Raw genomic sequence first — 24,370 nt, 5'->3', positions numbered from 1 at the left:
GGCTCACAGCGAGGCGTACACCGCGTCGATCAGCGCCGTCTTGCGCGGGTCGTCGGCGAGATGGGGCCCCATCCGGTTCATCACATAGCCCAGGGCGACCCCGTTCTCCGGGTCGGCGAGGCCGCAGGAGCCGCCCGCGCCGTCGTGGCCCACGGCGCGGGGGTTGGGGCCGTAGCTGGCGTCCGGGCCGCTCAGCCAGACGCCGAGCGCGATCTCCGTCTCATGGGCGAACCCGGCGCCCAGCACCAGGTCGCGGCAGCTGCCCTGGCCCTCGCGGACCCGTTCGGCGGCCTGTGCCGACAGGATCCGCCGGCCGTCGTGGCTGCCGCGCCCCGCGAGGACCGCGTACAGCGCTGCCACCGCGCGGGCCGTGCCGTGGCCGTTGGCTGCGGGGATCTCCGCCGCCCGCCAGGCCGGGGTGTTGGCGGCTGCCGCCCCCGTCGGCGGATTGAGCAGCGAGGCGACGGCCAGCGGCTCCAGCCGCGCGAACAGCGCCGCCTGCTGGGCCCGGTCCGCCTTGGGGACGACGAGTTCGGCGACGCGGTCCGCCTCCTTCTCCGGCAGTCCGACCGTGAAGTCGATCCCGAGCGGGCCGGTCACCTCCCGCCGGAGGAACTCCCCCGGCAGCAGCCCGCTGACCCGGCGGACCACCTCGCCGACCAGGAATCCGTAGGTGAGCGCGTGATAGCCGGAGCGGGTGCCGGGCTCCCACCACGGGGCGGTCGCGGCGAGCCGGGCGGTGGTCAGCTCCCAGTCGTAGAGCTCGGCCAGGGTGTGCGGCTCGCGCAGACCCGCGAGGCCGGCACGGTGCGAGAGCAGATGCCGTACGAGGACGGACTCCTTGCCCGCCGCGGCGAATTCCGGCCAGTACGCGGCGACCGGGGCGTCGAGGTCGAGCAGCCCCCGGTCGGCGAGGATGTGGGCGCACAGCGCGGTGGGCCCCTTGGTGGTCGACCACACGTTGACCAGGGTGTCCCGCTCCCAGGGGCGGGTCCCCGCACCGTCCGCCCAGCCTCCCCAGAGGTCGGCCACGGGCGCTCCGTCGACCAGGACCGTGACGGCCGCGCCGAGTTCGCCGCGCTCACGGAAATTCGCCTCGAACGCGCCGCGCACCGCGGCGAACCGCTCGTCGCAGTGGCCGTGGATCTGCGGCACGGTGGCCTCCCTCGCCTGGGGCACGCCGGGGCGGGCCCGGTTCCGGGACAACGTACCGACTGGTCGGACCGGCGGGAAGGGGCGCGCGTCGGGCATCGCGGCGGACCGGCGCCGGACCGGGAGGGGGTGAGGGGCGTCGCGCCGGGCCGGGCGGGTGCCCGATCAGTGCACGACGGTGCCCAGGCGCAGGCTCCAGCGGCGGGGCAGCCCGGTCAGGGTGACCGTGGAGAGCGGCGGCACGTCGACGTTCCAGTACGAGGACGGCGGGGCGTTCAGGGCGTAGACGAGGGCGGCCCGCACGACGGCCGGCTCGGCGACGGCGACGATGGCCCCGTCGCAGGCGGGGCGGGTGTCCAGCCAGCCGCCGATCCGCGAGATGAACGCGAGCAGTGGTTCACCGCCGTGCGGGGCGGAGCGCGGGTCCGCCAGCCAGGCGTCCACGGCGGCCGGTTCGCGGGCGGTGACGTCGGCGAGGGTGAAGCCCCGCCACCGCCCCATGTCGCAGTCGCGCAGGGCGGGCTGGACCAGGGGCGCGAAGCCGAGGGCGTCGCCCGTGGCGCGGCTGCGCGGGGTGGGCGAGCAGTAGCGGAGTTCGGCCGCCCCGAGGGCGATCAGGGCGGGGGCGGCGAACCGCACCTCGTGCCAGCCGGCCTCGTCGAGCGGCCGGTCGTCCTCGAAGCGCTCACCGAGCAGGGAGGAGCTGCGCGCCGCCGCGACGAGCGAGACTCGAACACTCATGGGCGCGATCGTGGAGCCGTTGGCCCCCCAGGTCAAGAGCGCCTCCGGAAGCGCTTGCGGTCAGGCGAACCGCAGGCACATCCACTGGTCCGGATGATCCAGTGGCCGGAATCCGGCCCTCTCGTAGACCCCGTGCGCGTCCGCCGTGGCGAGCAGGAACCTGCGGACGCCCGTCGGGGCGAGGTGATCGCGCGCCGCGGCGACGAGCCGCCCGCCCAGACCGTGCCCGCGCGCCGCCGGGTCGACATAGACGTCGCAGAGCCAGGCGAAGGTGGCGTGGTCGGTCACCACGCGGGCGTAGCCGGCCTGTTCACCCGACCCGAGGGCGTAGGCACCGAAGTTGAGCGAGCCGGCGATGGCCCGGTCCTGGTGCTCGCGGGTGCGGCCCTTGGCCCAGTAGGCGTCCGTGGAGAGCCAGTTGTGGACACGGCCGGCGTCGAGCCGGGCGGGGTCGGACGAGATCTCGTAACGGTGCCGAGGCGTTTCGGTCATGGCCGGAGGCTATCGGCCGGGGGCGGACCGTTCCCCGGGGTTTTCGGTGGCCCGGGTTTCCTCCCAGGCGGTACGGAGCCGGCGCACGCCCTCGGCGATCTCGGCGGGGCCGGCGACCGAGGCGAAACTCAACCGGATGTGCGGTGACGGGGGTTCGGCGCTGAAGTAGGGCCGCCCGGGCGCGACAGCGACCCCGGCGCGCAGCGCGGACGCCACCATGGCGGACTCGTCCGTGCCGGCTTCGGCTCCGGGCAGCCGCAGCCACAGGAAGCCCCCGCCGGCCGGGACGCGGGACAGCGCGAGGCCGGGCAGCGCCTCGCTCAGCGCCGTGGTCATCGCGCTCCGGCGGGCCCTCAGCTCCGCCGGGAGGGCGCGCAGATGGCGGCTCCAGGCGGGTGAGCCGACCAGTTCGACGGCGGCCTCCTGGAGCGGCCGGGGGACGAAGAAGCTCTCGACGACCTGGATGGCCCGCAGCCGTTCGAGGGCCGGGCCGCGCGCGGCGAGGGCGCCCACCCGCAGGCTCGGCGAGGCGGCCTTGGTGAGCGAGCGGACGTGGACGACGACGCCGTCGGGGTCGTCGGCGGCCAGCGGGCCCGGCAGCGGTCCGGCGTCGTCGTGGACGAGGAGGCGGGCGAAGTCGTCCTCGACGACGAAGGCCCCGGCCTCTCGGGCGATCCGGACGACCTCGGGCCGCCGGGCCTCGGACAGGACCGTGCCGGTCGGGTTCTGGAACAGCGGCTGGCAGACGAGGACACGGGCGCCGGTGGCCCGGAAGGCGGCGGCCAGCAGCTCGGGCCGGATGCCGTCGGCGTCGACCGGGACGGGCACCGGCCGCAGCCCGGCGGCCCGCGCGGCGGCGAGCATGCCTGGGTAGGTGGGCGACTCGACGAGGACGGGTGCGCCGGGCGGGGCGAGCGCCCGCAATGCGGTGGCCAGGGCGCTCTGGCCGCCGGCCGTGATCAGCACATCGGCGGCGGTGAGCGCGGGCCCGATCTCCCGGGCGAACCAGGCACGCAGTTCGGTGAGCCCGTCGGTGGGCGGGCGGCTCCAGGCCCCGGGGCGGCGCCCTGCCCGGGCCAGCGCGGCGGCCAGGGCGCGTTCGGGCTGGAGCGAGCCGTGCAGATAGCCGCCGTTGAACTCGATGACGCCCGTGGGCGGGGCGGCCAGGGTGGCCAGGACGCCGGACGCGTCGACGGTGCGCGGCAGCGCCTCGGGGCCGCCGTCGCCGCTGAGCGAGACCTCCTGCCAGGAGGTGTCGCCGGCCGGGGAGGCACCGGCCGGCGGGTGCGCGCGGAAGGCACCGGCGCCGGGGCGGGTGACGACGAGCCCTTCGGCGGCGAGCTGGGCGACGGCCCGGGACACGGTCACGGGGCTGGCCCGGAAGCGCTCGACCAGGACCCGGCTGGACGGCAGCTTCTCGCCGTGCGAGTAGCGATACAGCTCGCTCCGCAGGGAATCGGCCAGCTCCGCCACACTGCTACGCTCATGCATGAGAGCACAGGATAGCGCTACTGCCCAGACCCCGATAGCGGTGCGGCCCATGACGAGGGGCCCCGCACTCCCCGATCCCCCGGTGGACCTCCCGGCCGGTCGCGGCGGCACTCTGCTGGCCCTGCTCGGCGTGGTCACCTTCTCGCTGACCTTCCCCTCCACCGCATGGGGCCTGGAGAGCTTCGGCCCCTGGTCACTGGTGGCGCTGCGCAGCCTGCTCGCCGCCGTGATCGCGGGCACGGTGCTGCTCGCGGCCCGGGTGCGGGTGCCCGCGCGGGAGCACTGGGCGGCACTCGCCGTGGTGGCGGGCGGGGTGGTGGTCGGCTTCCCCCTGCTGACGACGCTGGCGCTGCGGACCTCGACGACCTCGCACGCGGCGGTCGTGGTGGGGCTGCTGCCGCTGACCACGGCGGTGTTCGCCTCGCTGCGCACCGGGGCCCGCCCGCCCCGCGCGTTCTGGTGCGCGGCGCTGGCCGGCGCGGCCGTGGTCATCTCGTTCACGGTGGTGCAGAGCGGCGGGGCGCTCGGCGCCGGGGACCTGTATCTGTTCGGCGCCCTGCTGGTGTGCGCCGCCGGGTACACCGAGGGCGGCAGGCTGGCGAAGGTGATGCCGGGCTGGCAGGTGACCGGCTGGGCGCTGATCCTGGCCCTGCCGCTCGCGGTGGCGGGCGCCGCCGTCGCGCTGCCCCTCGAACCGGTTCGGCCGACCGCGCACGGCGTGATCGGCCTGGTCTGGGTGGCGGCGGTCTCCACCTTCTTCGGGCTCTACGTCTGGTACCGGGGCATGGCCGGGATCGGGGTGGCACGCGCCAGCCAGCTCCAGCTCGCCCAGCCCCTGCTGACCCTGTTCTGGTCGTTCTTCCTGCTCGGCGAGGAGGTGGCCCCCGCCGCGCCGGTGGCCGCCGTCGCGGTCCTCGTCTGCATCGCGGTCACCCAGCACACGGGAGCCCGCCGGTCATAGACTTGTCGACAAGGGAACGCCACCGTGAGGAGGTCACCCCGATGGAGGCACACACGGGCGACCGGCTGCTGACGCACGGCAGGACCGTGGGCGAGCACGACCGGGTCGCGGAGATCGTCGAAGTGCTCGGTGCCGGGGGCACTCCCCCGTACCGCGTCCGCTTCGGCGACGGACACGAACATCTCGTCGCACCCGGCCCGGACAGCGTCGTCCAGCACGACGCCGTCCGGGACCCGGGGTCCTAGGGCGTGTCGTCAGCGGGGTGGCCGGGCCCGCGTCCGGTAGTGGTCGGCCACCACCCGCTCCATCGCGCCCACCCGGTCCGCGACCACCGCCTTCCCGGAGAAGAAGGCATGGCCGCGGACCTGGTCGTATCCGGCGGCGAGGTCGATGTGCCGGGAGAGTTCCGCCGGGTCCTGCCAGGCGGCGGGCTGGGCCGGGTCGCCGGCCTTGTAGAGGGCCTCGCCGACGAAGAGGTCGACGCCCGTGCCCCGTACCACCTCGTCCCACCAGGGCAGCAGCACGGCGTAGTCGGCGGCGGTGAAGCCGATGTTCCAGTAGATCTGCGGGCAGATGTAGTCGATCCACCCCTTCTTGATCCAGCCGCGGGTGTCCGCGTGGAGGTCGTCGTACGTCTGCACCCCCGCCGCGGTCCGTGAGCCGAGCGGGTCCGCGGAGGCGTTGCGCCACACGCCGAAGGGGCTGATGCCGAAGCGGACCCCGGGCTTGACCGCCTTGATGCGCTCGGCGGTCTCGCGGACCAGCCTGTCGGTGTTGGCGCGGCGCCAGGCGGCCTTGTCGGGGAAGCCCGCCCCGTGCTTCGCGTAGGTGGCGTCGTCCGCGAAGGTCTGTCCCGCGACGGGATACGGGTAGAAGTAGTCGTCCCAGTGGACGGCGTCGATGTCGTAGCGGCGCACCGCGTCGAGCATCGCGTCCTGGACGAAGGCGCGGACCTCGGGCAGCCCCGGGTCGTAGTAGAGCTTCCCGCCGTAGGGCAGCACCCAGCCGGGGTGGAGCCGCGCGGGATGGGAGGCGGCCAGCCGGGAGGGGTCGGTGTGGTTGGCGACCCGGTACGGGTTGAACCAGGCGTGCAGCTCCAGCCCCCGGTCGTGCGCCTCCCGCACGGCCGTGCCCAGCGGGTCCCAGCCGGGGTCCTTGCCCTGGACGCCGGTGAGGCACTGGGCCCACGGCTCGTACGGCGAGGGCCACAGCGCGTCGGCGGACGGGCGGACCTGGAGGATCACGGTGTTCAGCCGCCGCTCCACCGCCTCGTCGAGGTACGCGATCAGCCCGGCCCGCTGGGCGGCGGCGGACAGGCCCGGCTCCGACGGCCAGTCGAGATTGCCGACGGTCGCCACCCACATGCCGCGCAGCTCGCGCCGCACCACATCGCGCGAGGCGCCCCCGGGGGCCGGGCGGGCCGCCGCGCTCCGGGGTCCGGCGACCGCGTCACCGGCCACGGTGGCCGACGCGGTCACCCCCGCGACCGTCCCGGCCGCTCCCGTCACAAAGCCCCTTCGGGTCATTCGCCGCATATCGTCGCACCTGCCGTCTCTCTGTACTCGTCCGCACTCGCACAGTCCCGCATTCCGGGCACAGAGCCGAGCATGCCTGCCCCGGCCCGCGATCCCCGGTAAGGCGCGGAGTAACGTCGTGGGGTCGTGGTGGAGCCCGGAATCAGACGGAAGCCGCCGAACGGAGAACAGCGAAAGGCACGAGGTGACGGACTCTATGGCCGACATTGCACGCGTCGGGGTGGTCGGCTGTGGCCAGATGGGCGCAGGCATCGCGGAGGTGTGCGCCCGCAGCGGCCTCGACGTCAAGGTGGCCGAGACCACCGGCGAGGCGCTGGAGATCGGCCGCACCCGGCTCCACAACTCCCTCTCGAAGGCAGCCGAACGCGGCAAGATCACCGCTGAGGAGCGCGACGAGACCCTCGCCCGTCTCAGCTTCACCACCGACCTCGGCGAGTTCGCCGACCGCGACCTCGTCATCGAGGCCGTCGTGGAGAACGAGCAGGTCAAGACCGAGATCTTCCAGGTGCTCGACCAGGTGGTGACCCGGCGGGACGCGATCCTCGCCTCCAACACCTCCTCCATCCCGCTGGTGAAGCTGGCCGTCGCGACCTCCCGCCCGGACCAGGTCATCGGCATCCACTTCTTCAACCCGGCCCCGGTGCAGCGGCTCGTCGAGCTGATCCCCGCGCTGACGACGTCGGACGAGACGGTCAAGCGGGCCGAGACCGTGGTGCAGGACATACTCGGCAAGCACCCGATCCGCGCCCAGGACCGCTCCGGCTTCGTGGTCAACGCGCTGCTGATCCCGTACCTGCTCTCCGCGATCCGGATGTTCGAGTCGGGCATCGCCAGCCGCGAGGACATCGACAACGGCATGGAGATGGGCTGCGCCCACCCGATGGGCCCGCTCAAGCTCGCCGACCTGATCGGTCTGGACACCGTGGCGTCGGTCGCGGACTCGATGTACGCCGAGTACAAGGAGCCGCTGTACGCCGCTCCCCCGCTGCTCCAGCGCATGGTCGACGCGGGCCGGCTCGGCCGCAAGACGGGCTCGGGCTTCTACCCGTACGCCTGACACCACCGGCGTGTGCGAGGGACCGGCCCGGCCCCTCGCACACGTGCGGAACGCTCAGCCCAGCCGTAAGTGGTGCAGCATCATCAGGCTGGCCGCCATGCCCGCCGCCGGGACCTCGCCGCGCGCGATCATGTCGGGCACCAGCTTGAGCGGTATCCACTCGCGGCGCGAGGACTCGAAGGCGTCGCAGGGATCGCCCGTCCAGGCGGCCTGCTCGCCCCAGTAGAAGTGGTGCCGGGCGTCGGTGAGGCCGTTCGACGGCTCCACGGTCAGCAGCGGGTGCAGCGGGCCGGGGCGCCAGCCGGTCTCCTCCTCCATCTCCCGGGCGGCCGCCGCGGCGGGCTCCTCGCCGTCCTCGACCACCCCGGCGGCGATCTCCCAGCCCCAGCTGTCGGTGATGAACCGGTGCCGCCACAGCAGCAGGACCTCATTCGCCTCGTTGACGACGGTGGCCGCCGCGACCGCGCGGAGCCGGATCACGAAGTGGTCGAGGTGATGTCCGTCGGGGAGGACGACATCGGCCAGATTGACCCGGAACCATCGGTTCTCATACACAGTTTGTTCGTTCAGGTTCGTCCACTGCACAGTTCTGCCACCTTCTGACTCGTAGGTGGCCATATCGCAGCAGACCTCGGCTCACAGCGGTACGCGCAGCGCCCCCTCGACCAGTTCGGCCGCCCGCTCCGCGTCGGCGCTCCTGCTCGCGACCAGGTCCGCGCGCACCGTCCGCAGCCGGTCGCGCAGCCGCTGCGACTCCATCCCCCGGGCCCGGAACGCCATCTCCGCTGCCGTGACCGCCGCCCGGTCCGCCTCGCCCTGGCGCAGCTCGATCGTGGTCAGCATCGCCAGCCGGTGGACCCGGCCCCGGTCGTGCGCGGGCGTGCGCACGGCGGCCACGGCGTGCTCCCTGGCCGCCGGGAGGTCCCCCAGCCCCAGCAGGGCCTCCGCCACCTGCACATCGACCAGACCCGGCTGGACGTACCCCGTCTCGTCCGGCTCCCGGTCCGCCCGGATGCCTTCCGCCTCGGACTCGGCGCGCCGGATGCACCTCAGCGCGCTCGCCCGGTCCCCGAGCCTGGCGTACGCCTTGGCCTGCATCGCGTGGAGGTCCGCGGCCAGGGCGGGGGTGATGTCGCGTCCGGCGGCCCGCAGCGCCGCCTCGGCGAAGGCGACGGACTGCCGGAACTCGGCCAGGAACAGCGACTGGTTGACCAGCAGCGCGATCACATAGCCGCCGAGCCCCCGGTCCCCGCTCGCCTTGGCCAGCCGCAGCGCCTGGTGGAAGTAGCGCTGGGCGAGCCCGTGCGCGTCGGAGTCGTAGGCGCAGATACCGGCGACGGCGACCAGCGCGCCGGTGGCGCGGTGCAGCTGACGCCCCGTCGCGTCGCTGTAGCCGCCGCGCAGCAGGGGGGCCGTCTCGGCGTTGAGGAAGCCGACGATGCGCGCACGCGTCGCGATTCCGCCGGCCCTGCGGTACATCAGTTCGTAGTGGGCACGGGCCGCCCTCAGTGTCGCTATGTCGGCCGGGCCGACCCGGTTCGGACCCGTCCGGGAGACGTCGGCGTCCTCCGGCGGGTTCTCCCACTCCCAGACGGGCATCACCGCGGTGGTCCCCGTGACGGCCGGGGCGGCGACGGCATGGGGGCGCTGCTGCTCGTCGGAGCGCCACAGGGCGGTGGCCCGCTCGACGAAGCCGGTGAGCGAGGAGCCCTGCGCGGACGGGTGGCCGCCGTGGGCCGCCATGCCGATGTCATCGAGCGAAACGGCCCTGTTCAGGCGGTTGCCCAGCACCTCGCAGATCAGATCGGGCACCTGGCCGCGCGGGCGCTGGCCCTTCAGCCAGCGGGCGACGGCGGTGTGCTCGTAGCGCAGCGAGAGGCCCCGGGTGCGGCCGGCCCGGTTCACATGGGCGGCGAGTCCGGCCCGGGAGACACCCGCCTCGTCGATCAGAGCCTCTAGCAGAGTGTTGGGCTCCATTGCCCCCATTGCCCCCTCCGGTGGTCCGGCACGCCAGGACGTGTCGCCCCAGTGGAGCACGAATCACACGGGGTGTGAACGGAATGCCCGAACCGTCCCGCTGCGCACCCTGTCGCACCGGTCCGGGGCTCGCTTGAATAAGTCCCCTCGCAAGAGGCGGCCGGGTCGTCTGCTCCCCCTCGTACAGCACGACGACCCGCACCCGCGCCGTCCGCTCTGCCGACCTGCCCGACACTCCGCGGCAGCGCGGACGGCGCCGGATCGCACGACCCACTGCCCACGGATCGGAGGGTGGCTGCGGGGTCGGCCGGGAACCGGGTTCCCCCGGGCCGGGCCGGAGCCCGCGTGCGGTCCCCCGTCTCCGGGCGAGCACACAGGAGGGGCGTATCCGGTGGCCGGATACGCCCCTCCTCACTGTGCGCGGAACCGCGTGGAGCCCTAAGCGCCGCGCAGCACGGCGCCCGTGCTCTCGGCGGCCAGCGCCACCGCCGCGTCGCGGGCGGCGCTCGCCTCGTCGACGGTCAGCGTGCGGTCCGGGGCACGGAACCGCAGGGCGTACGCCAGGGACTTGCGGCCCCCGCCGATCTGCTCACCCGTGAACACGTCGAACAGCCGCAGCGACTCCAGGAGTTCACCGGCCCCCTCGCGGAGCGCCCGCTCCACGTCGGCGGCGGGAACACCCTCGTCGACGACGAGCGCGACGTCCTGGGTCGCCACCGGGAAGGTGGAGATCCGGGGCGCCTGGAGGACGCCGTCGGCGGCCTGCTCCAGGACGTCGAGCTCGACCTCCATGGCGCAGGTGCGCTCGGGCAGGTGCAGCTCCTTGATGACGCGCGGGTGCAGCTCACCTGCGTGCCCGAACAGCGTCTCCTCGCCGTCGACCGTCACATACAGCGCGGCGCAGCGGCCCGGGTGCCACGGCGCGTGCCGGTCGGCGCGGACCGTGACCTCGACACCGGCTTCACGGGCGACGGTACGGGCGGCCTCGACCGAGTCCGCCCAGTCGGCCGGGCGGCCCTTGCCCCACCAGCCGGCCTGCTCGCGGGCGCCCGCGAGGACGACGGCGGCGCGGCGCGGCTGACGCGGCAGCGCGGCGTCGAGCGACGCGATCTCCTCGTCGGAGGGGCGCCGGTCGACGGGCAGCCGGACCGGCTTCGTCTCCTGGCCGGTCAGTGGGGCCTCCCCTGCTCGAACGGAGCTGAGAGCTTGGGGAAGGAAGACCAGACCGGTCTCGAAGAGCGCGAGGTCGTGGCTGCCCCGGCCGTCGTTGCGCCGCAGGGCGCCGAGGAGGCCCGGCAGCAGCGTGGTGCGCAGCGACGGCTCCTCGTCGGAGAGCGGGTTGACGAGCCGGACCGTGCGGCGGCGGTCGTCGTCCGCCTCCAGGCCCAGCTGGTCGAGGACCGCCTCGCCGGTGAACGGGTAGTTCAGCGCCTCGACGTAACCGGCGCCGGCCAGCGCCCGGCCGACGCGGCGGTGCAGCCGCTGGCGGTCGGTGAGCCCGCGGCCGGAGGGCGGGGTCGGGAGCGTGGACGGGAGGTTCTCGTAGCCCTCCAGCCGGATGACCTCTTCGGCGAGGTCGTTCGGCTCGCCCAGGTCGGGCCGCCAGGACGGGGCGGTGACGAGCAGTTCGTCCTGCCCGTAGACGTCGCAGCCGACCTCCTGGAGGCGGCGCACGACGGTCTCGCGGCCGTACGCCACACCGGCCACCTTGTCCGGGTGGTCGGCCGGCATCGTGATGGTGCGCGGCCCGGACGGGGCGGACACCTCGGTGACGCCGGACTCGGCGGTGCCGCCGGCGAGCAGCACCAGCAGGTCGACCGTGCGCTGCGCGGCGGCGGCCGCGGCCTGCGGGTCGACACCGCGCTCGAAGCGCTTGGAGGCCTCGGAGGCCAGCTTGTGGCGGCGCGCGGTCCGGGCGATCGAGATCGCGTCGAAGTGCGCGGCCTCGATGACGACCTCGGTGGTGTGCGCCTCCTCGGAGGAGTCGGCGATCTCGGTGTTGGCACCGCCCATGACGCCCGCGAGGCCGATCGGCCCGCGGTTGTCGGTGATGACGAGGTCCGCGGCGTCGAGCACCCGTACGGTGCCGTCGAGCGTGGTGAGCTTCTCGCCCTGCTCGGCGCGGCGCACCCCGATGGGGCCGTCGATCCGGGTCCGGTCGTAGGCGTGCAGCGGCTGGCCGAGTTCGAGCATCACGTAGTTGGTGACGTCGACGGCGAGCGAGATCGGGCGCATCCCGGCCTTCTGCAGGCGGCGCTGCATCCAGATCGGGGAGCGGGCCTCGGGCCGCAGACCCACGACGGTGCGCGCGGTGAAGCGGTCGCAGCCGATCGGGTCGGAGACCTTGACCGGGTAGCCGTACGCGTTGGGCGCGGGCACGTCCAGCAGGGCCGGGTCGCGCAGCGGCAGCCCGTAGGCGATGGCGGTCTCGCGGGCGACACCGCGCATCGACAGGCAGTAGCCGCGGTCGGGCGTGACCGCGATGTCGAGGACCTCGTCGACGAGCTGGAGCAGCTCGATCGCGTCGGTGCCCGCCTCGTGCTCCGGCGGCAGCACGATGATGCCGTGCGCGCCGTCGTCGCCCATGCCGAGCTCGTCGGTGGAGCAGATCATGCCGTGCGAGGTCTTGCCGTACGTCTTGCGGGCGGCGATCGCGAAGTCGCCGGGCAGCACGGCGCCGGGCAGCACCACGACGACCTTGTCGCCGACGGAGAAGTTGCGGGCGCCGCAGACGATCTCCTGCGGCTCGCCGGTGCCGTTGGCCGTGCCGACGTCGACCGTGCAGAAGCGGATGGGCTTCTTGAAGCCCTCCAGCTCCTCGATGGTCAGCACCTGTCCGACGACCAGCGGGCCCTTGAGGCCGGCGCCGGTCTGCTCGACGGTCTCGACCTCGAGGCCGACGGCGACGAGCTTGGCCTGTACGTCACGGCCGGTCTCGGTGGCCGGCAGGTCCACGTACTCCCGCAGCCAGGAAAGCGGGACGCGCATCAGATCTCCATCCCGAAGGGCCGGGTGAACCGGACGTCACCCTCGACCATGTCTCGCATGTCTTCTACGTTGTGGCGGAACATCAGCATCCGCTCGATGCCGAACCCGAAGGCGAATCCGCTGTACTTCTGGGGGTCGACGCCGCAGGCGATGAGCACCTTGGGGTTGACCATGCCGCAGCCGCCGAGCTCGATCCAGCCCTCGCTGCCGCAGGTGCGGCAGGGGCGGTCGGGGTTGCCGACGGACTCGCCGCGGCAGACGTAGCAGACCATGTCCATCTCGGCGGACGGCTCGGTGAACGGGAAGAAGTTCGGCCGCAGCCGGGTCTTCATGTCCGGGCCGAAGAGCGCCTGGACCATGTGGTCGAGGGTGCCCTTCAGATCGGCCATGGTGAGGCCCTCGTCGACGGCGAGCAGCTCGATCTGGTGGAAGACCGGGGTGTGCGTCGCGTCCAGCTCGTCGGTCCGGTAGACCCGGCCGGGGCAGACGACGTAGACGGGGGGCTCGCGGTCGAGCAGCGTGCGGGCCTGCACCGGCGAGGTGTGCGTGCGCAGGACGACACCCGACTCGTCGTTCCTGGCGCCGTCGGCGCCCTCGACGAAGAAGGTGTCCTGCATCTGCCGGGCCGGGTGGTCGGGCACGAAGTTCAGGGCGTCGAAGTTGAACCACTCGGCCTCGGCCTCGGGGCCCTCGGCGACCTCGTAGCCCATGGCCACGAAGACGTCGGCGACGCGCTCCATGATCGTCGTCAGCGGGTGCCGGGCGCCCGCCGGGGTGCGGTCGTAGGGCAGTGTGACGTCCACCGCCTCCTCGACCAGGACCCGGGCGTCCCGCTCGGCCTCCAGCTCCGCCTGGCGGGCCGCGAGGGCCTTGCCGACGGCGCCGCGGGCCTGGCCGACGCGCTTGCCCGCCTCGGCCTTGGCCTGGGGCGGCAGGGCGCCGATCTCGCGGTTGGCGAGCGACAGGGGCGAGGTTCCACCGGTGTGCGCGGTCTTCGCCTGGGCGAGCGCGTCGAGGTCGCCCGCGGCGGCGAAGGCGGCGAACGCCTCGTCCCGCATGCGCTCGATCTCTTCCGGTTTCAGTGCCTCGACCTCGACTGGGTCGTACGACTTGTTCGGTGCCGACATCTCTTCCCGTACTTCCGATTGGCTGATGGCGCGACCCCGCTCGACGACTGGAGGACGCAAAGGTGCCAATGGTCGAGTCTAAGGGTCACAGGATGTATGGGGCGCCCGTGGGCCGCCCGGCCCGCTACTTCATGTAGGCCGGCGTGCTCACGGGCAGAATAAATCGGAATTCGGCGCCGCCGCCGGGGCCGCGGCCGACCGTGATCGTGCCGCCGTGCGCCTCGACGATGCCCTTCACGATGTACAGGCCCAGGCCCGTGCCGCCGCGCTTGCTGCCCCGCCAGAAGCGGGTGAAGACGCGGCTCATCGACTCCTCGGGGATGCCGGGACCTTCGTCGCTCACAGTGACGGCCGCTCCCCTCTCGTCGCTCTTCGCCGGTGCGGGTGCCACCTCGATGGTGACGGTTCCCTCGCCGTGGCGCACCGCGTTTTCCAGCAGGTTGCCCAGGACCTGGTCGACCTTGTCCGGGTCGGCCCACACGGCGGGCAGCGGCTGGCAGGTGCGCACGAGGAAGCGGCCGGGGTCCTGGCCGGAGGCGGTGAGGGCCTGGACGTGGCGCTCGACGGCAGCGGAGAGGTCCACGGGCTGGCGCCGCAGCTCCAGGCGCCCGGAGTCGATCCGGGAGATGTCCAGCAGCTCGGTGATGAGCCGCGTGACGCGGTTGGCGTCGGCGTCGACGGTCTCCAGCATCAGCCGCTTCTGGTCGTCCGTGAACCGCTCCCACTTGGCCAGCAGGGTCGCGGTGAAGCCTTTGACCGAGGTCAGCGGGGAGCGCAGCTCATGGGCGACGGTCGCGATCAGCTCGGCGTGGCTGCGCTCGGTGCGCCGGCGGGCCTCCGTGCCGCGCAGGCTGATCACCAGCCGGGACACGGGGCCGGTGGGGTGCTCGCGCACATAGCGGGCGGAGACGAGGACCTCACGGCCGCCGGGCAGCAGGAGATTGCGCTCGGGCTGGCCGACCCGGGTGGCGAGGCCGCCGTAGGGGTCGGTCAGCTCCCACCAGCGGCGGCCCTTGAGGTCCTCCAGCGGCAGGGCGTGCTCCAGCGGGCGGCCCAGGGCCGAGGCCCGGGGCACGGCGGTGATCCGTACGGCCGCGGCGTTGAAGCAGATGACCCGGCCGCTCTCGTCCGCGACGACGAGCCCGTCGGGAAGGTCGTCGGGGTCCAGTGCTCCGCCGCCCGGTCCGGCGCCCGGGACGCTCACCGCGTCCGGCTCCCCGGCGGCGCGCACGACGGCCGCGTGTGTCGCCCGCGGTCCGCTCATGCCGACAGCCATATTCCCGTACCCCACCTCTCGAACCGGTGCAGTGGGCCCCCGAGTTCGTCACCCTACTAGTCGTCGGTGACGGAGCGACACCCTGCGGGGACCGCGCGCCGCACGGTGGTGGGACGGGGCGGGTCAGCGGGCTTCGCGGCGCGGGCGCTGGGCGCGCGCGGAGGCGTACAGGCAGACCGCGGCGGCGGTGGCGAGGTTGAGGCTCTCCGCCCTGCCGTGGATCGGCACGCGTACGACGGCGTCGGCCAGGGCCCGGGTCTCCTCGGGCAGCCCCCAGGCCTCGTTGCCGAAGACCCAGGCGGTGGGGACGCCCATGGTGCCGGCGTCGAGTTCGTCGTCGAGGTCGTCCTCGCCCGCGCCGTCGGCGGCGAGGATCCGTACGCCGGCCTCCCGCAGCCCGTGCACGGCCTGCTCCACGGGCACGCCGACGGCGACCGGCAGATGGAAGAGCGAACCGACGGAGGCACGCACGGACTTGGGGTTGTACAGGTCCACGGAGGCGTCGGTGAGGACCACCGCGTTGGCGCCCGCGGCGTCCGCGCAGCGCAGCACGGTGCCGGCGTTCCCGGGGTCGCGGACGTTCGCCAGGACCGCGACCAGCTTCGGGCGGGCGGCGAGAACGGCGTCGAACGGCGAGTCGAGGAAGCGGCAGACGCCGATGAGCCCCTGCGGGGTGACGGTCTGCGACACGTCGGCCAGGACTTCGCTGTCGGCGAGGTGCACCCGGGCGCCCGCCGCGTGGGCCGCCCCGATGATGGCTTCGTAGCGCTCGGCGGCCTCGACGGTGGCGAACAGCTCGATGAGGGTGGGTTCGCCGTCGCTGCCGCGGTGGTCCGCGGCCTCGCGCACGGCCTGCGGCCCCTCGGCGATGAACCTGCGCTCCTTGCCGCGGAAGTTGCGCCTGGCCAGCCGCCGGGCTGCGGCGACCCGTGGCGACCGCGGGGAGATCAGTTCGGGGGTGCCCATGTCGGCGGCGAGCCTCTCTGCGTTACGAAAAGGTCCTGGTGGTACAACGCACCGGACCCGCAGACGGCGAGCGCCTGCGGGTCCGGCTCAAGAGCCAAGAAGTGCGGCCTGGATCAGGCGGCCTTCGGGGCGTTGACGTCGCTCGGGAGGGCCTTCTGGGCAACCTCGACGAGGGCGGCGAACGCGTTGGCGTCGTTGACCGCGAGCTCGGCCAGGATCTTGCGGTCCACCTCGATGTTGGCGGCCTTCAGACCCTGGATGAGGCGGTTGTACGTCATGCCGTTCTGGCGGGCAGCGGCGTTGATGCGCTGGATCCACAGCTGACGGAAGTCGCCCTTGCGCTTCTTGCGGTCGTTGTAGTTGTAGACCAGGGAGTGGGTGACCTGCTCCTTGGCCTTGCGGTACAGACGCGAGCGCTGACCGCGGTAACCGCTGGCGGCCTCGAGAATTGCCCGGCGCTTCTTGTGGGCGTTGACTGCCCGCTTGACGCGTGCCACTTGTTAACTCCTTGTAGCGGGGCCGCGGTGGTCCTCACACGGCCCGGAAACGAATTGGTCCCGGTCGGATCGAGGGCGCGTCCCCGGGTTCACCGGGGACGACGGCCTCACTTGCCGAGAAGCTTCTTGATCTTCTTGGCGTCGGCCGGAGCCACGACGACCGTGCCGGTCAGCGAGCGGGTCTTCTTGGACGACTTGTGCTCGAGCAGGTGGCGCTTGCCGGCCTTCTCGCGGAGCACCTTGCCGGAGCCGGTGATCTTGAAGCGCTTGCTGGCACCGCTGTGCGTCTTGTTCTTCGGCATCGCGCCGTTCTCTCCTCGTCAGTGGCGCCCCTCACGGTGCGGGCACCGGACAGCAGGGGCGTCAGATCTTGGTGGGATTCCGGGTGGACCCGGGGGCGCCTGGATGGCGGCCCCCGGAGGTCACGCCTCGGAAGGTGTCTCGGCCGGAGCCTCGGAGGTCGCCTCGGCCGGAGCCTCGGCAGCCTCGTCCGCAGCCTCGGCGTCGGGGGTGTATCCCTGACGCTCCGCCTTGCGGGCGGCCTGGGCCTCACGGGCCTCGGCCATGGCTTCGGTCTTCTTCTTGTGCGGGCCCAGAACCATGATCATGTTCCGGCCGTCCTGCTTCGGGTTGGACTCGATGAAGCCGAGTTCCTCCACGTCCGAAGCGAGACGCTGGAGCAGTCGGAAGCCCAGCTCCGGGCGGGACTGCTCACGACCACGGAACATGATCGTGATCTTGACCTTGTCGCCCTGCTTGAGGAACCGGACGACGTGACCCTTCTTGGTGTCATAGTCGTGCGGGTCGATCTTCGGCCGGAGCTTCATCTCCTTGATGACCGTGTGCGCCTGGTTCTTGCGCGCCTCACGGGCCTTCATGGCCGACTCGTACTTGAACTTCCCGTAGTCCATGAGCTTGCACACGGGCGGACGGGCGGTAGCCGCCACCTCGACCAGGTCGAGGTCGTACTCCTGTGCGAGTTCCAGGGCCTTGGCAAGCGGAACAATCCCGACCTGCTCGCCGCTGGGACCGACAAGTCGCACCTCGGGTACACGAATCCGGTCGTTGATGCGGGGCTCGGCGCTGATGGATCCTCCTCGGTAGCACCACGCGGCCGCCTGGCGGACAGCCACGTAACGTCTGTTTCGACGGACCAACCGCATCAGGACAAGAAAAATGCCCCGGACGGGACACAGGCGGGGCTCCTGAACAACCGGAACACCGCCGCGGTCAACCGCGGGGCGCATCGGGCGGCTCCATCGTCCGTACGGAACGATGGGCGCCACCTGACCGGTGACCCGCCGTCCTGAGGACGGCCAGGTGGGAGATCGGAGCCTCCACTTGTGGGCCGGGCACATAGGTGCCCAGCCGGTCGTTACAGCAGGTTAGCAGCTCGGCCGGGAGGGCGCTAACCGGCGGCGGCAGCGCCTCCCGCGCGCGGGAGGCCCCGGACGTGCGCCTATCGTATGGCGCATGAGCGACGCGACCCCCGGCACCAGCCCCACCAGTGATTCCCCCGGCTTCGACGACATGACCCGCGACATCGCGGAGGTTCCCGCGGTCGAGGTGATCGTGACGGTCGCCGTCAATCTGATGAGCGCGGCCGCCGTGAAGCTCGGGCTGACCGAGGACGGCGACGACCACAAGGACCTCGACGAGGCCCGCAAGCTGATCCACGCGCTGGCCGGCCTGCTGGACGCGAGCACCACCGAGATCAGCTCCTTCCACGCCGCGCCGCTGCGCGACGGCCTGAAGTCCCTCCAGCTGGCCTTCCGCGAGGCGTCGCTCGTACCGGACGAGCCGGGCCACGGCCCGGGCGAGAAGTACACCGGACCGGTCTTCGGCTGAGCCGGCCGCCCACCCGCACCGCGCCGAGAGCCCCCTGCCCTGCCGGCGGGGGGCTCTCGGCGTCCCGGGAAAGGACGGTCAGACCTCCGCGACCTGCTCGTCGCGTCCGGGGACGGGGTGGGTCAGCCGGTGGGCCAGCGCCGCGATGACCCCGCCGACGAGGGGAGCCACCAGGAACAGCCAGAGCTGGGAGAGCGCCGCACCACCCGCGAAGATCGCCGGGCCCAGGCTCCGCGCCGGGTTGACCGAGGTGCCGGTGAGCGGGATGCCGACCAGGTGGATCACCGTCAGCGACAGGCCGATGGGGAGCCCGTCGAACCCGATGACCGCGACCTTGTGCGTCACCGCCAGCACGACGAAGACCAGCAGGAAGGTGAGCACCACCTCGGCGAGGAACGCGCCGCCCAGGTTGATGTGCACGTCGGAGCGGTCCCCGTAGCCGTTGCTGCCGAACTTGCCGCTCGTCTTCAGCCCCGGCACCTGCTTCGCCAGCAGGAACAGCAGGGCGGCACCGGCGATGCCGCCGATGAACTGCGCGATCCAGTACGTCACCGCGGTGCGTATGTCGATCCGGTGGGCCGTCAGCATCCCCAGGGTGACCGCGGGGTTGAGATGGCAGCCGGATATCGGGCCGAGGGCGTAGGCGAGGGCGAGCAGGACGAAACCGAAGGCGAGCGCGATGCCCACGGTCCCGATGTACTGCACGCCCAGTACCGCCGATCCGACGGCGAAGAAAACCAGCAGCAGGGTGCCGAGGAACTCCGACACGGCTGTCCGCGTCTGCATACAACCACCTCGCGAAGATCGTTCCCTTTTCTTCGCAATTCTCCGGCTGCGGGCGCTTGTTCGCGCGTTGAGCCGGTCGGGTGATCAGCGCGTGAACAGGGCGTCACCCGGCGTGTGCGCGTCGGCCGGGAGCAGCGCGAGGTCAAGGCCGCGCACCAGCCGGGCCCGCAGCACCTCGTCCGCCGCCAGCGACCGGGCGACCCGGCCCGCCGCCCCGGCCGGGTCGGCGTCGCCCGCCAGGACCAGGGCGAGGGTGCCGCCGGACGGGCCGGGGACGAGATGGGCGCGGAGCACGGCGGGTTCGGCGGCGACGGCGGCCCGTACCGCCGAGGTGACGGCGGGGTCGTCCAGCGGGTCCGCGCTGGTACGGCCCTCGGCGAGGGCGAGCAGGGCGGAGCCCGTCAGTTCGAAGGCCACCGGCCCGGCGAGGTCGAGCACCACCGTGTCGGCCTTCTCGTGGGCGGCTGCCTGGAGCGCCTGGTGCAGGGGTACGGCGACGGGGCGGGCCTGCGGGTCCCAGCGGGCCAGTGCGGCGGTGGAGGTGAAGGCGGGCAGGGCGCGGCGGCCGCCGGCCCGGAGCGTGGGCACGGCCATGTCGCTGGTCTTCTCCCGGCGCAGCCCGTTCTCGTCCTCCTCGGCCTCTCCGAGCACGGCGACGACGGGGACCAGCAGGCGGGCCCCGCGGAGTGCCGCGAGGACCGGGCCGACGGCCGTGCGGTCCTCGGACCAGGCGGCGAGCGCCTCGGTCAGGGCGGGGTCGGCCGAGCCGTTGTCGTCGGAGTATCCGGGGTCCGGAATGTTCTTCTGCGCCACAGGGCGAGCGTAGTGCCTGGCCACCGGGGCCCTGCCGACAGGTGGGCCCGCCGGGTCAGCGGCCGCCGGGGCGGGGCAGGAAGCGGGAACCCCGGCCGCGCCACAGCACGACGGCCAGCGCCAGCAGGACGGCGCCGAGGCCACCCGCCGCCGGGGCAAGCCAGCCCGCCGGGCCGGTGTCCTCGCGCGGCGGGGTGGGCCCGGGGCCGAAGTACTTCTCGCGGTAGCCGGCCGGGGCGGAGTCGGTGCGCAGCTCCGCAGGGCGCAGCGCGCCGCCGGCCTTGATGGCCGCGGCCGGGTCGACGATGCCGTAGCCGCGCGCGTCGTCGCGCCCGGCGGGCGGGGAGTTGCGCGCGGTGTCGGTGAGGAGCTTCTTGATCTGGGCGGGCGAGAGCCCGGGGTGCGCGGCCCTGACGAGCGCCACGGCTCCGGAGACGAAGGCGGCGGCGGCCGAGGTGCCCCACTCCACGTAGTACTTGCGGTCGGGGGCGGGGACGACGATGTCGTCGCCGGGGGCGCTCACGGTGGCGTACCAGCGGCGGGTGGAGAACGAGGCGTGGGTGCCGTACCGGTCGACGGCGGCGGCCGCGATGACGCCCGGGTAGGCGGCGGGGTAGGAGATGTGGTCGCCCTTCTCGCCCCCGTTGCCCGCCGAGGCGACGACGACGGCGCCCTTCTTCAGCGCGTACTGGACGGCGGCGTCCTCGGCGGGCTCCGGGTGGGCGGACTCGCTGTCGTCGCCCAGGGAGAGGTTGATGACGTCGGCGCCGTGGTCGGCGGCCCAGCGGATGCCGTCGGCGAGGGCGGTGCCCCGGGTCTTGCGGGCCTTGGCACGGGACGGGTCGCTCGCTTCGAGGATGACCCGCACGGGGAGGATCTTCGCCTCGGGCGCGATGCCGAGGACCCCGTCGCCGCGTCCGTCGCCGTGGCCCCGGCCCGCGATGATCCCGGCCATCGCCGTGCCGTGCCGGGCCCAGGACCGGTCGCCCCGGCGGGCGCCGAAGCCGATCATGTCCTTGCCGGTAAGAACCTGGCCCGCCAGGTCGGGCAGGCTTCCGTCGACCCCGGTGTCGACGACCGCGACGGTGATGCCCTTGCCCCGGGTGGTCTGCCAGGCGCGGTCCGTGTGCAGGGCGTCCAGGCCCCACTGCTGGGCGCGGATGGCGTCCGCCGACGCCGGGGACGCGGGCAGCAGGGTGAACGCGGTGGCGGCGCAGAGCGCGCCGATGACGCGGTGGCGGGCGCGACGGGTCATTCCGGCTTCTCCGTGAGGTCGGCGATGTTCCTGCGCAGGGCGCGCTCGACGCGGTCGGCCACGCCCTTGGCCTCGTGGCCCAGTCCGGCCTGGGCTGCGGCGGTCGTGGCGCCCGCGGCCATGGCCCTGCCGGCGGGCTGCGGGTCGGCGGTCCGGCGTCCGTCGGCGAATCCGGAGACGGAGAACACGACGACGGGCACCTCGGTCAGGACGTGCACGGTCCAGCTGGCGCGCTGGCGGTCGCCGAACGCGGCGGCCGGGCCTCCCCCGACCGCGTAGGCGCGCGGCATCAGGTCGGTGCGCGCGTCGAGGTGCTGGTCGGCGAACCGGGTGCTGAGGGCGCGCATCGCCTCGGTGTCGGCCTCGGTGAAGACCAGTCCGACGGTGGTGACGCTGCTGGTCGTCGCGTCCGTGTAGGTGGCGCGCAGCAGGCGGGCGCAGCCGACCGGGCGCAGGGTCTTGGCCAGCAGCGGGTCGAGGGCGCCGGCGCAGCCGCTGTCCGGGGCGACGGCGAGCCGCGTCCACACCCGGTCGGCCCCGCCCGGCCCGGCGCCGTCACCCTTCAGGGTGCGGGGGAACAGGGTGTCCACGGGGATGCTGTGCCAGGCGCCGCGGCCCACGGTGTACGCGCTGCTGGCGGCGGGATCGGCCGTGGAGTCGCTGGTGAGCCAGCTGCCGGTGGCCGCGCCGCCGATCAGCCCGAGCCCGAGCACGGCGCAGACGGCGGCGGTCGCCGCCTTGAGGGTGGGGCCGGTGCGGACGGGGACCAGCCTGGGGGTGGTCTCGACGGGCGTCTCGGCCAGCGGCTGTACGTAGGTGGGGCGGGACGGGTACGCGGTGGCCTCTCCCGGGGCCGGCGGCGCGGCGGGCGGCGTCACGGGGCGCGGCGGGACCGCGGGGGCCGGAGGTACTGCCGGGGGCGGGGGTAGGACAGGGACAGCGGGGCGGGGCGGGACCGCCGTGTCCGGGGCCGGAGCCGGGGGCTCGGCGGGGGCCGGGGTGTCCGGCGGGGTGCCGGGGCGTGGCGGGACGGGAGCGCGCTGCGCCTCGGTACTCATCCGCCCCCCTGGTCCGTTCCGTACCGCACGCGGATCGCCCGCGCAGGCGGGCAAGGTCGTTCGCCGCGTGCGGTCACTCTACGGGCTGGGGCGGGCCCGGTGGGAGCGGGCGAGCGAGGGCCCGGACGATCTGCGCAGATCGTCCCCCTACCCAGCGGTACAACGGTCTGGCAAGCTGCGGCCATGACTGCCCGTGCCGCTGACCGGACCCGCTACAACCGGGCCACCGCCCATCTCGACGCCCCGATCGCCGTGGTCGATCTGGACGCCTTCGACGCCAACGCCGACGACCTCGTCCGCCGTGCGGCGGGCAAACCCGTGCGGGTGGCGAGCAAGTCGGTGCGCTGCCGGGCCCTGCTGGAACGGGTGCTGGCCCGGCCCGGGTTCGCCGGGATCATGTCGTTCACCCTGGCGGAGTCGCTGTGGCTGGCCCGGGCGGGGTTCGACGACGTGCTGCTGGCCTACCCCTCGGCCGACCGGTCCGCGTTCGCGGAGCTGGCCGCCGACCCCAAGCTGGCCGCCGCCGTGACGGTGATGGTGGACGACCACGCGCAGCTGGAGCTGATCGACGCGGCGCGGGCCGGGGGCGCGGAGGAGATCCGGGTCTGTCTGGAGCTGGACACCTCGCTGCGGATGCTCGGCGGCCGGGTCAGGATCGGTGCCCTGCGCTCGCCGCTGCGCTCCCCCGCCCAGCTGGCCGAGCTCGCCAGGTCCGTGGCCCGGCGGCCGGGGTTCCGGCTGGTGGGGCTGATGGCGTACGAGGGGCACATCGCGGGGGTCGGCGACTCGGTCGCGGGGCGTCCGCTGCGGTCCCGGGCGATCCGCCTCATGCAGGCCGCGGCCCGCAAGGAGCTGGCGGCCCGGCGGGCCGAGGTGGTGCGGGCGGTCCGGGCCGTGGCGCCGGACCTGGAGTTCGTGAACGGCGGCGGCACCGGCAGTGTGCAGCAGACCGCGGCCGAGGACGCGGTCACGGAGATCGCCGCCGGATCGGGGCTGTACGTGCCCCGGCTGTTCGACAACTACACCTCGTTCACGGCCCGTCCGGCGGCCCTGTTCGCGCAGCCGGTGGTGCGCCGGCCCGGGGTGGGCGTGGTGACGGTGCTCGGCGGCGGCTACCCGGCGTCCGGGGCGGCCGGTCCGGACCGGCTGCCGGTCCCGTACCTGCCGGAGGGACTGCGCTACGACCCGCAGGAGGGGCCCGGCGAGGTGCAGACGCCGCTGCTGGGCGCCCCGGCCGACGATCTGCTGATCGGCGACAAGGTGTGGTTCCGGCACGCCAAGGCCGGTGAGCTGTGCGAGCGGTTCGACGAGCTCCGGCTGATCGAGGGCGACCGGGTCACGGCGACCGTCCCGACGTACCGGGGCGAGGGCCGCACCTTCCTCTGAGCCGGGTGTCAGGGGGCGACGGAGCTGCCGACGCCGCCGCTGGCGGCGCTGTCGCCGATCGGCCGGATGCCCTTGGTGAGGGTGTCCATCAGGCTGAGCGGCGGCCCGTCGGGACCGGCGTCGAAGGCGTAGCGGACGACGACGGGCGACTCGCTGCCGACGGCCGAGGGGAAGACGAGCGACTGCACATAGCCGCCCGGGCCCTTGGCGGTAACGACCCGCCAGCGGATGAAGTACCCGGTGCGGCCCGCCACGCTCACCTCGCCGGCGGCGGTCTGCCGGTGGGAGGTGATGCCGCCGTGCGTGCGCCGCCCGACGAGGTCCTCCTCGTAGGCCCGTTCCGCGGCGGCGCCGATGTCCTCCTTGGCGAGCGCCTCGGGCGTGGTGGCGTCGGTGCCGCCCGGGGTGCGGGTGGTCACCGTGCCGCGGTAGCAGAACGAGGACGAGGCGCCGGGGCAGTCGTACGAGCCCTTGGTGCGCATCGTGAGGAGCTGGTCGACGGATCTGTCGGCCCTCTCCCATCCGTCGGGGATCGGCAGCGTGATGCCGTTGAGCTGGTCGACGAGGAGCGCGGGGTCGTCGGTGGCCGGTGAGGGGGCCGGCGCCGGGCTGTCCCCGGAGGCCGCGTCCGTACCGGTGCCGGCCGGCGTCGACGAGGCCGCGGCCGACGGCCCGGCCCCGGCGGGCGCGGTGCCGTCGTCCCGGCCGAGCAGGACGGCCCCGGTCACGAACGCGCCGACGACCACCGCGCCCGCCAGCACCAGCGCGACGGCCCGGGCGCTGCCGCTCCCGCCCCCGCTGCCGCCGGCCGGCGGGCCGGGCACGCCGACGGGCTGCTGGGGCACGGTGGCATACCCACGGGTGTGGGCGGTCCAGGCCGTTCCGTCCCACCAGCGCTCGCTGCCGGGTACCGCCGTGTCCGGGTACCAGCCGGGCGGTGTCGCGTTGCTCATCGCTCCACTCT

24 protein-coding genes are annotated in these 24,370 nt (G+C 73.7%); 5 read left to right on the top strand and 19 right to left on the bottom strand.

Annotation, left to right across the window (positions count from 1 at the left end; all coding sequences use genetic code 11):
* Window positions 1-3: 3 nt before the first annotated feature.
* From RLT58_RS29535 to RLT58_RS29520, 4 genes are all read right to left on the bottom strand, one after another.
* Window positions 4-1,155, bottom strand: a complete 1,152-nt coding sequence (locus tag RLT58_RS29535) for a serine hydrolase domain-containing protein (RefSeq protein WP_311313408.1) — start codon at window positions 1,153-1,155, stop codon at window positions 4-6.
* Window positions 1,156-1,317: 162 nt separating this feature from the next.
* Window positions 1,318-1,893, bottom strand: coding sequence for a histidine phosphatase family protein (locus RLT58_RS29530; RefSeq protein WP_311313407.1), 576 nt, complete (start codon window positions 1,891-1,893; stop codon window positions 1,318-1,320).
* Window positions 1,894-1,953: 60 nt separating this feature from the next.
* Window positions 1,954-2,385: a GNAT family N-acetyltransferase gene (locus tag RLT58_RS29525; RefSeq protein ID WP_311313406.1), complete on the bottom strand. Its 432-nt coding sequence runs from the start codon at window positions 2,383-2,385 to the stop codon at window positions 1,954-1,956.
* Between the two features lie 9 nt (window positions 2,386-2,394).
* Window positions 2,395-3,876 carry an aminotransferase-like domain-containing protein gene (locus RLT58_RS29520; protein WP_311313405.1) on the bottom strand — a complete coding sequence of 494 codons (1,482 nt, stop codon included), beginning with the start codon at window positions 3,874-3,876 and terminating at the stop codon, window positions 2,395-2,397.
* Between RLT58_RS29520 and RLT58_RS29515 the strand changes: the two genes are divergently transcribed.
* On the top strand, window positions 3,875-4,837 hold the full coding sequence (locus tag RLT58_RS29515; protein ID WP_311313404.1) for a DMT family transporter: 963 nt from the start codon (window positions 3,875-3,877) through the stop codon (window positions 4,835-4,837). The two genes, RLT58_RS29520 and RLT58_RS29515, sit on opposite strands and share 2 nt — an antisense overlap.
* Window positions 4,838-4,878: 41 nt before the next feature.
* Complete coding sequence (locus RLT58_RS29510) at window positions 4,879-5,082, top strand: DUF1918 domain-containing protein (protein ID WP_311313403.1); 204 nt, start codon at window positions 4,879-4,881, stop codon at window positions 5,080-5,082.
* Window positions 5,083-5,091: 9 nt separating this feature from the next.
* On the opposite strand, the gene RLT58_RS29505 is transcribed toward RLT58_RS29510, so the two are convergent.
* Window positions 5,092-6,372, bottom strand: a complete 1,281-nt coding sequence (locus RLT58_RS29505) for a glycoside hydrolase family 10-like protein (RefSeq protein WP_311313402.1) — start codon at window positions 6,370-6,372, stop codon at window positions 5,092-5,094.
* A gap of 196 nt (window positions 6,373-6,568) precedes the next feature.
* On the opposite strand from RLT58_RS29505, the gene RLT58_RS29500 reads away from it, so the two are divergent.
* Window positions 6,569-7,429, top strand: coding sequence for a 3-hydroxybutyryl-CoA dehydrogenase (locus tag RLT58_RS29500; RefSeq protein WP_311313401.1), 861 nt, complete (start codon window positions 6,569-6,571; stop codon window positions 7,427-7,429).
* Window positions 7,430-7,483: 54 nt separating this feature from the next.
* Here RLT58_RS29500 and RLT58_RS29495 read toward each other — a convergent pair whose 3' ends face one another.
* From RLT58_RS29495 to infC, 9 genes are all read right to left on the bottom strand, one after another.
* Window positions 7,484-8,014, bottom strand: coding sequence for an NUDIX domain-containing protein (locus RLT58_RS29495; protein ID WP_311313400.1), 531 nt, complete (start codon window positions 8,012-8,014; stop codon window positions 7,484-7,486).
* A gap of 51 nt (window positions 8,015-8,065) precedes the next feature.
* Window positions 8,066-9,406: an NsdA family TPR-like regulatory protein gene (locus RLT58_RS29490; protein WP_311313399.1), complete on the bottom strand. Its 1,341-nt coding sequence runs from the start codon at window positions 9,404-9,406 to the stop codon at window positions 8,066-8,068.
* Between the two features lie 438 nt (window positions 9,407-9,844).
* Entirely contained in the window at window positions 9,845-12,394 is a 2,550-nt protein-coding gene (gene pheT, locus RLT58_RS29485; protein WP_311313398.1) for a phenylalanine--tRNA ligase subunit beta, read from the bottom strand.
* Window positions 12,394-13,521, bottom strand: a complete 1,128-nt coding sequence (pheS, locus tag RLT58_RS29480) for a phenylalanine--tRNA ligase subunit alpha (RefSeq protein WP_311313397.1) — start codon at window positions 13,519-13,521, stop codon at window positions 12,394-12,396. Before pheS ends, pheT begins: the two co-directional genes overlap by 1 nt.
* Window positions 13,522-13,645: 124 nt before the next feature.
* A complete protein-coding gene (locus RLT58_RS29475) occupies window positions 13,646-14,797 on the bottom strand; it encodes a sensor histidine kinase (protein WP_311313396.1) in 1,152 nt (383 codons plus the stop codon).
* 123 nt (window positions 14,798-14,920) lie between these two features.
* Entirely contained in the window at window positions 14,921-15,763 is an 843-nt protein-coding gene (locus tag RLT58_RS29470) for a TrmH family RNA methyltransferase (RefSeq protein ID WP_311313395.1), read from the bottom strand.
* Window positions 15,764-15,876: 113 nt separating this feature from the next.
* Complete coding sequence (rplT, locus tag RLT58_RS29465) at window positions 15,877-16,260, bottom strand: 50S ribosomal protein L20 (protein WP_003970214.1); 384 nt, start codon at window positions 16,258-16,260, stop codon at window positions 15,877-15,879.
* A 107-nt stretch (window positions 16,261-16,367) separates the two neighbouring features.
* Window positions 16,368-16,562: a 50S ribosomal protein L35 gene (gene rpmI / locus RLT58_RS29460; RefSeq protein WP_030918579.1), complete on the bottom strand. Its 195-nt coding sequence runs from the start codon at window positions 16,560-16,562 to the stop codon at window positions 16,368-16,370.
* 120 nt (window positions 16,563-16,682) lie between these two features.
* Window positions 16,683-17,423 carry a translation initiation factor IF-3 gene (gene infC, locus RLT58_RS29455; RefSeq protein ID WP_311313394.1) on the bottom strand — a complete coding sequence of 247 codons (741 nt, stop codon included), beginning with the start codon at window positions 17,421-17,423 and terminating at the stop codon, window positions 16,683-16,685.
* A gap of 310 nt (window positions 17,424-17,733) precedes the next feature.
* On the opposite strand from infC, the gene RLT58_RS29450 reads away from it, so the two are divergent.
* The gene (locus RLT58_RS29450; protein WP_311313393.1) at window positions 17,734-18,108 is read left to right on the top strand and encodes a DUF1844 domain-containing protein; all 375 of its coding nucleotides are present in this window, start codon (window positions 17,734-17,736) and stop codon (window positions 18,106-18,108) included.
* Window positions 18,109-18,186: 78 nt separating this feature from the next.
* Here RLT58_RS29450 and RLT58_RS29445 read toward each other — a convergent pair whose 3' ends face one another.
* From RLT58_RS29445 to RLT58_RS29430, 4 genes are all read right to left on the bottom strand, one after another.
* On the bottom strand, window positions 18,187-18,894 hold the full coding sequence (locus tag RLT58_RS29445; protein WP_311313392.1) for an MIP family channel protein: 708 nt from the start codon (window positions 18,892-18,894) through the stop codon (window positions 18,187-18,189).
* A gap of 84 nt (window positions 18,895-18,978) precedes the next feature.
* Window positions 18,979-19,707: an SseB family protein gene (locus RLT58_RS29440; RefSeq protein WP_311313391.1), complete on the bottom strand. Its 729-nt coding sequence runs from the start codon at window positions 19,705-19,707 to the stop codon at window positions 18,979-18,981.
* Between the two features lie 55 nt (window positions 19,708-19,762).
* Window positions 19,763-20,962 (bottom strand): type VII secretion-associated serine protease mycosin, encoded by a 1,200-nt coding sequence (gene mycP, locus RLT58_RS29435; protein ID WP_311313390.1) that lies wholly within the window; start codon window positions 20,960-20,962, stop codon window positions 19,763-19,765.
* A complete protein-coding gene (locus RLT58_RS29430; protein WP_399131694.1) occupies window positions 20,959-21,840 on the bottom strand; it encodes a hypothetical protein in 882 nt (293 codons plus the stop codon). Before RLT58_RS29430 ends, mycP begins: the two co-directional genes overlap by 4 nt.
* Before the next feature lie 363 nt (window positions 21,841-22,203).
* Between RLT58_RS29430 and RLT58_RS29425 the strand changes: the two genes are divergently transcribed.
* The gene (locus tag RLT58_RS29425) at window positions 22,204-23,406 is read left to right on the top strand and encodes an amino acid deaminase/aldolase (protein WP_311313389.1); all 1,203 of its coding nucleotides are present in this window, start codon (window positions 22,204-22,206) and stop codon (window positions 23,404-23,406) included.
* 8 nt (window positions 23,407-23,414) lie between these two features.
* On the opposite strand, the gene RLT58_RS29420 is transcribed toward RLT58_RS29425, so the two are convergent.
* A complete protein-coding gene (locus RLT58_RS29420; RefSeq protein ID WP_311313388.1) occupies window positions 23,415-24,359 on the bottom strand; it encodes a DUF2510 domain-containing protein in 945 nt (314 codons plus the stop codon).
* Between the last annotated feature and the right edge of the window lie 11 nt (window positions 24,360-24,370).

Source organism: Streptomyces sp. ITFR-16, assembly GCF_031844705.1.
Taxonomy (GTDB): domain Bacteria; phylum Actinomycetota; class Actinomycetes; order Streptomycetales; family Streptomycetaceae; genus Streptomyces.
Note: the sequence above shows the minus strand (reverse complement) of the source record. Positions and strands in the feature narration are given on the sequence as shown.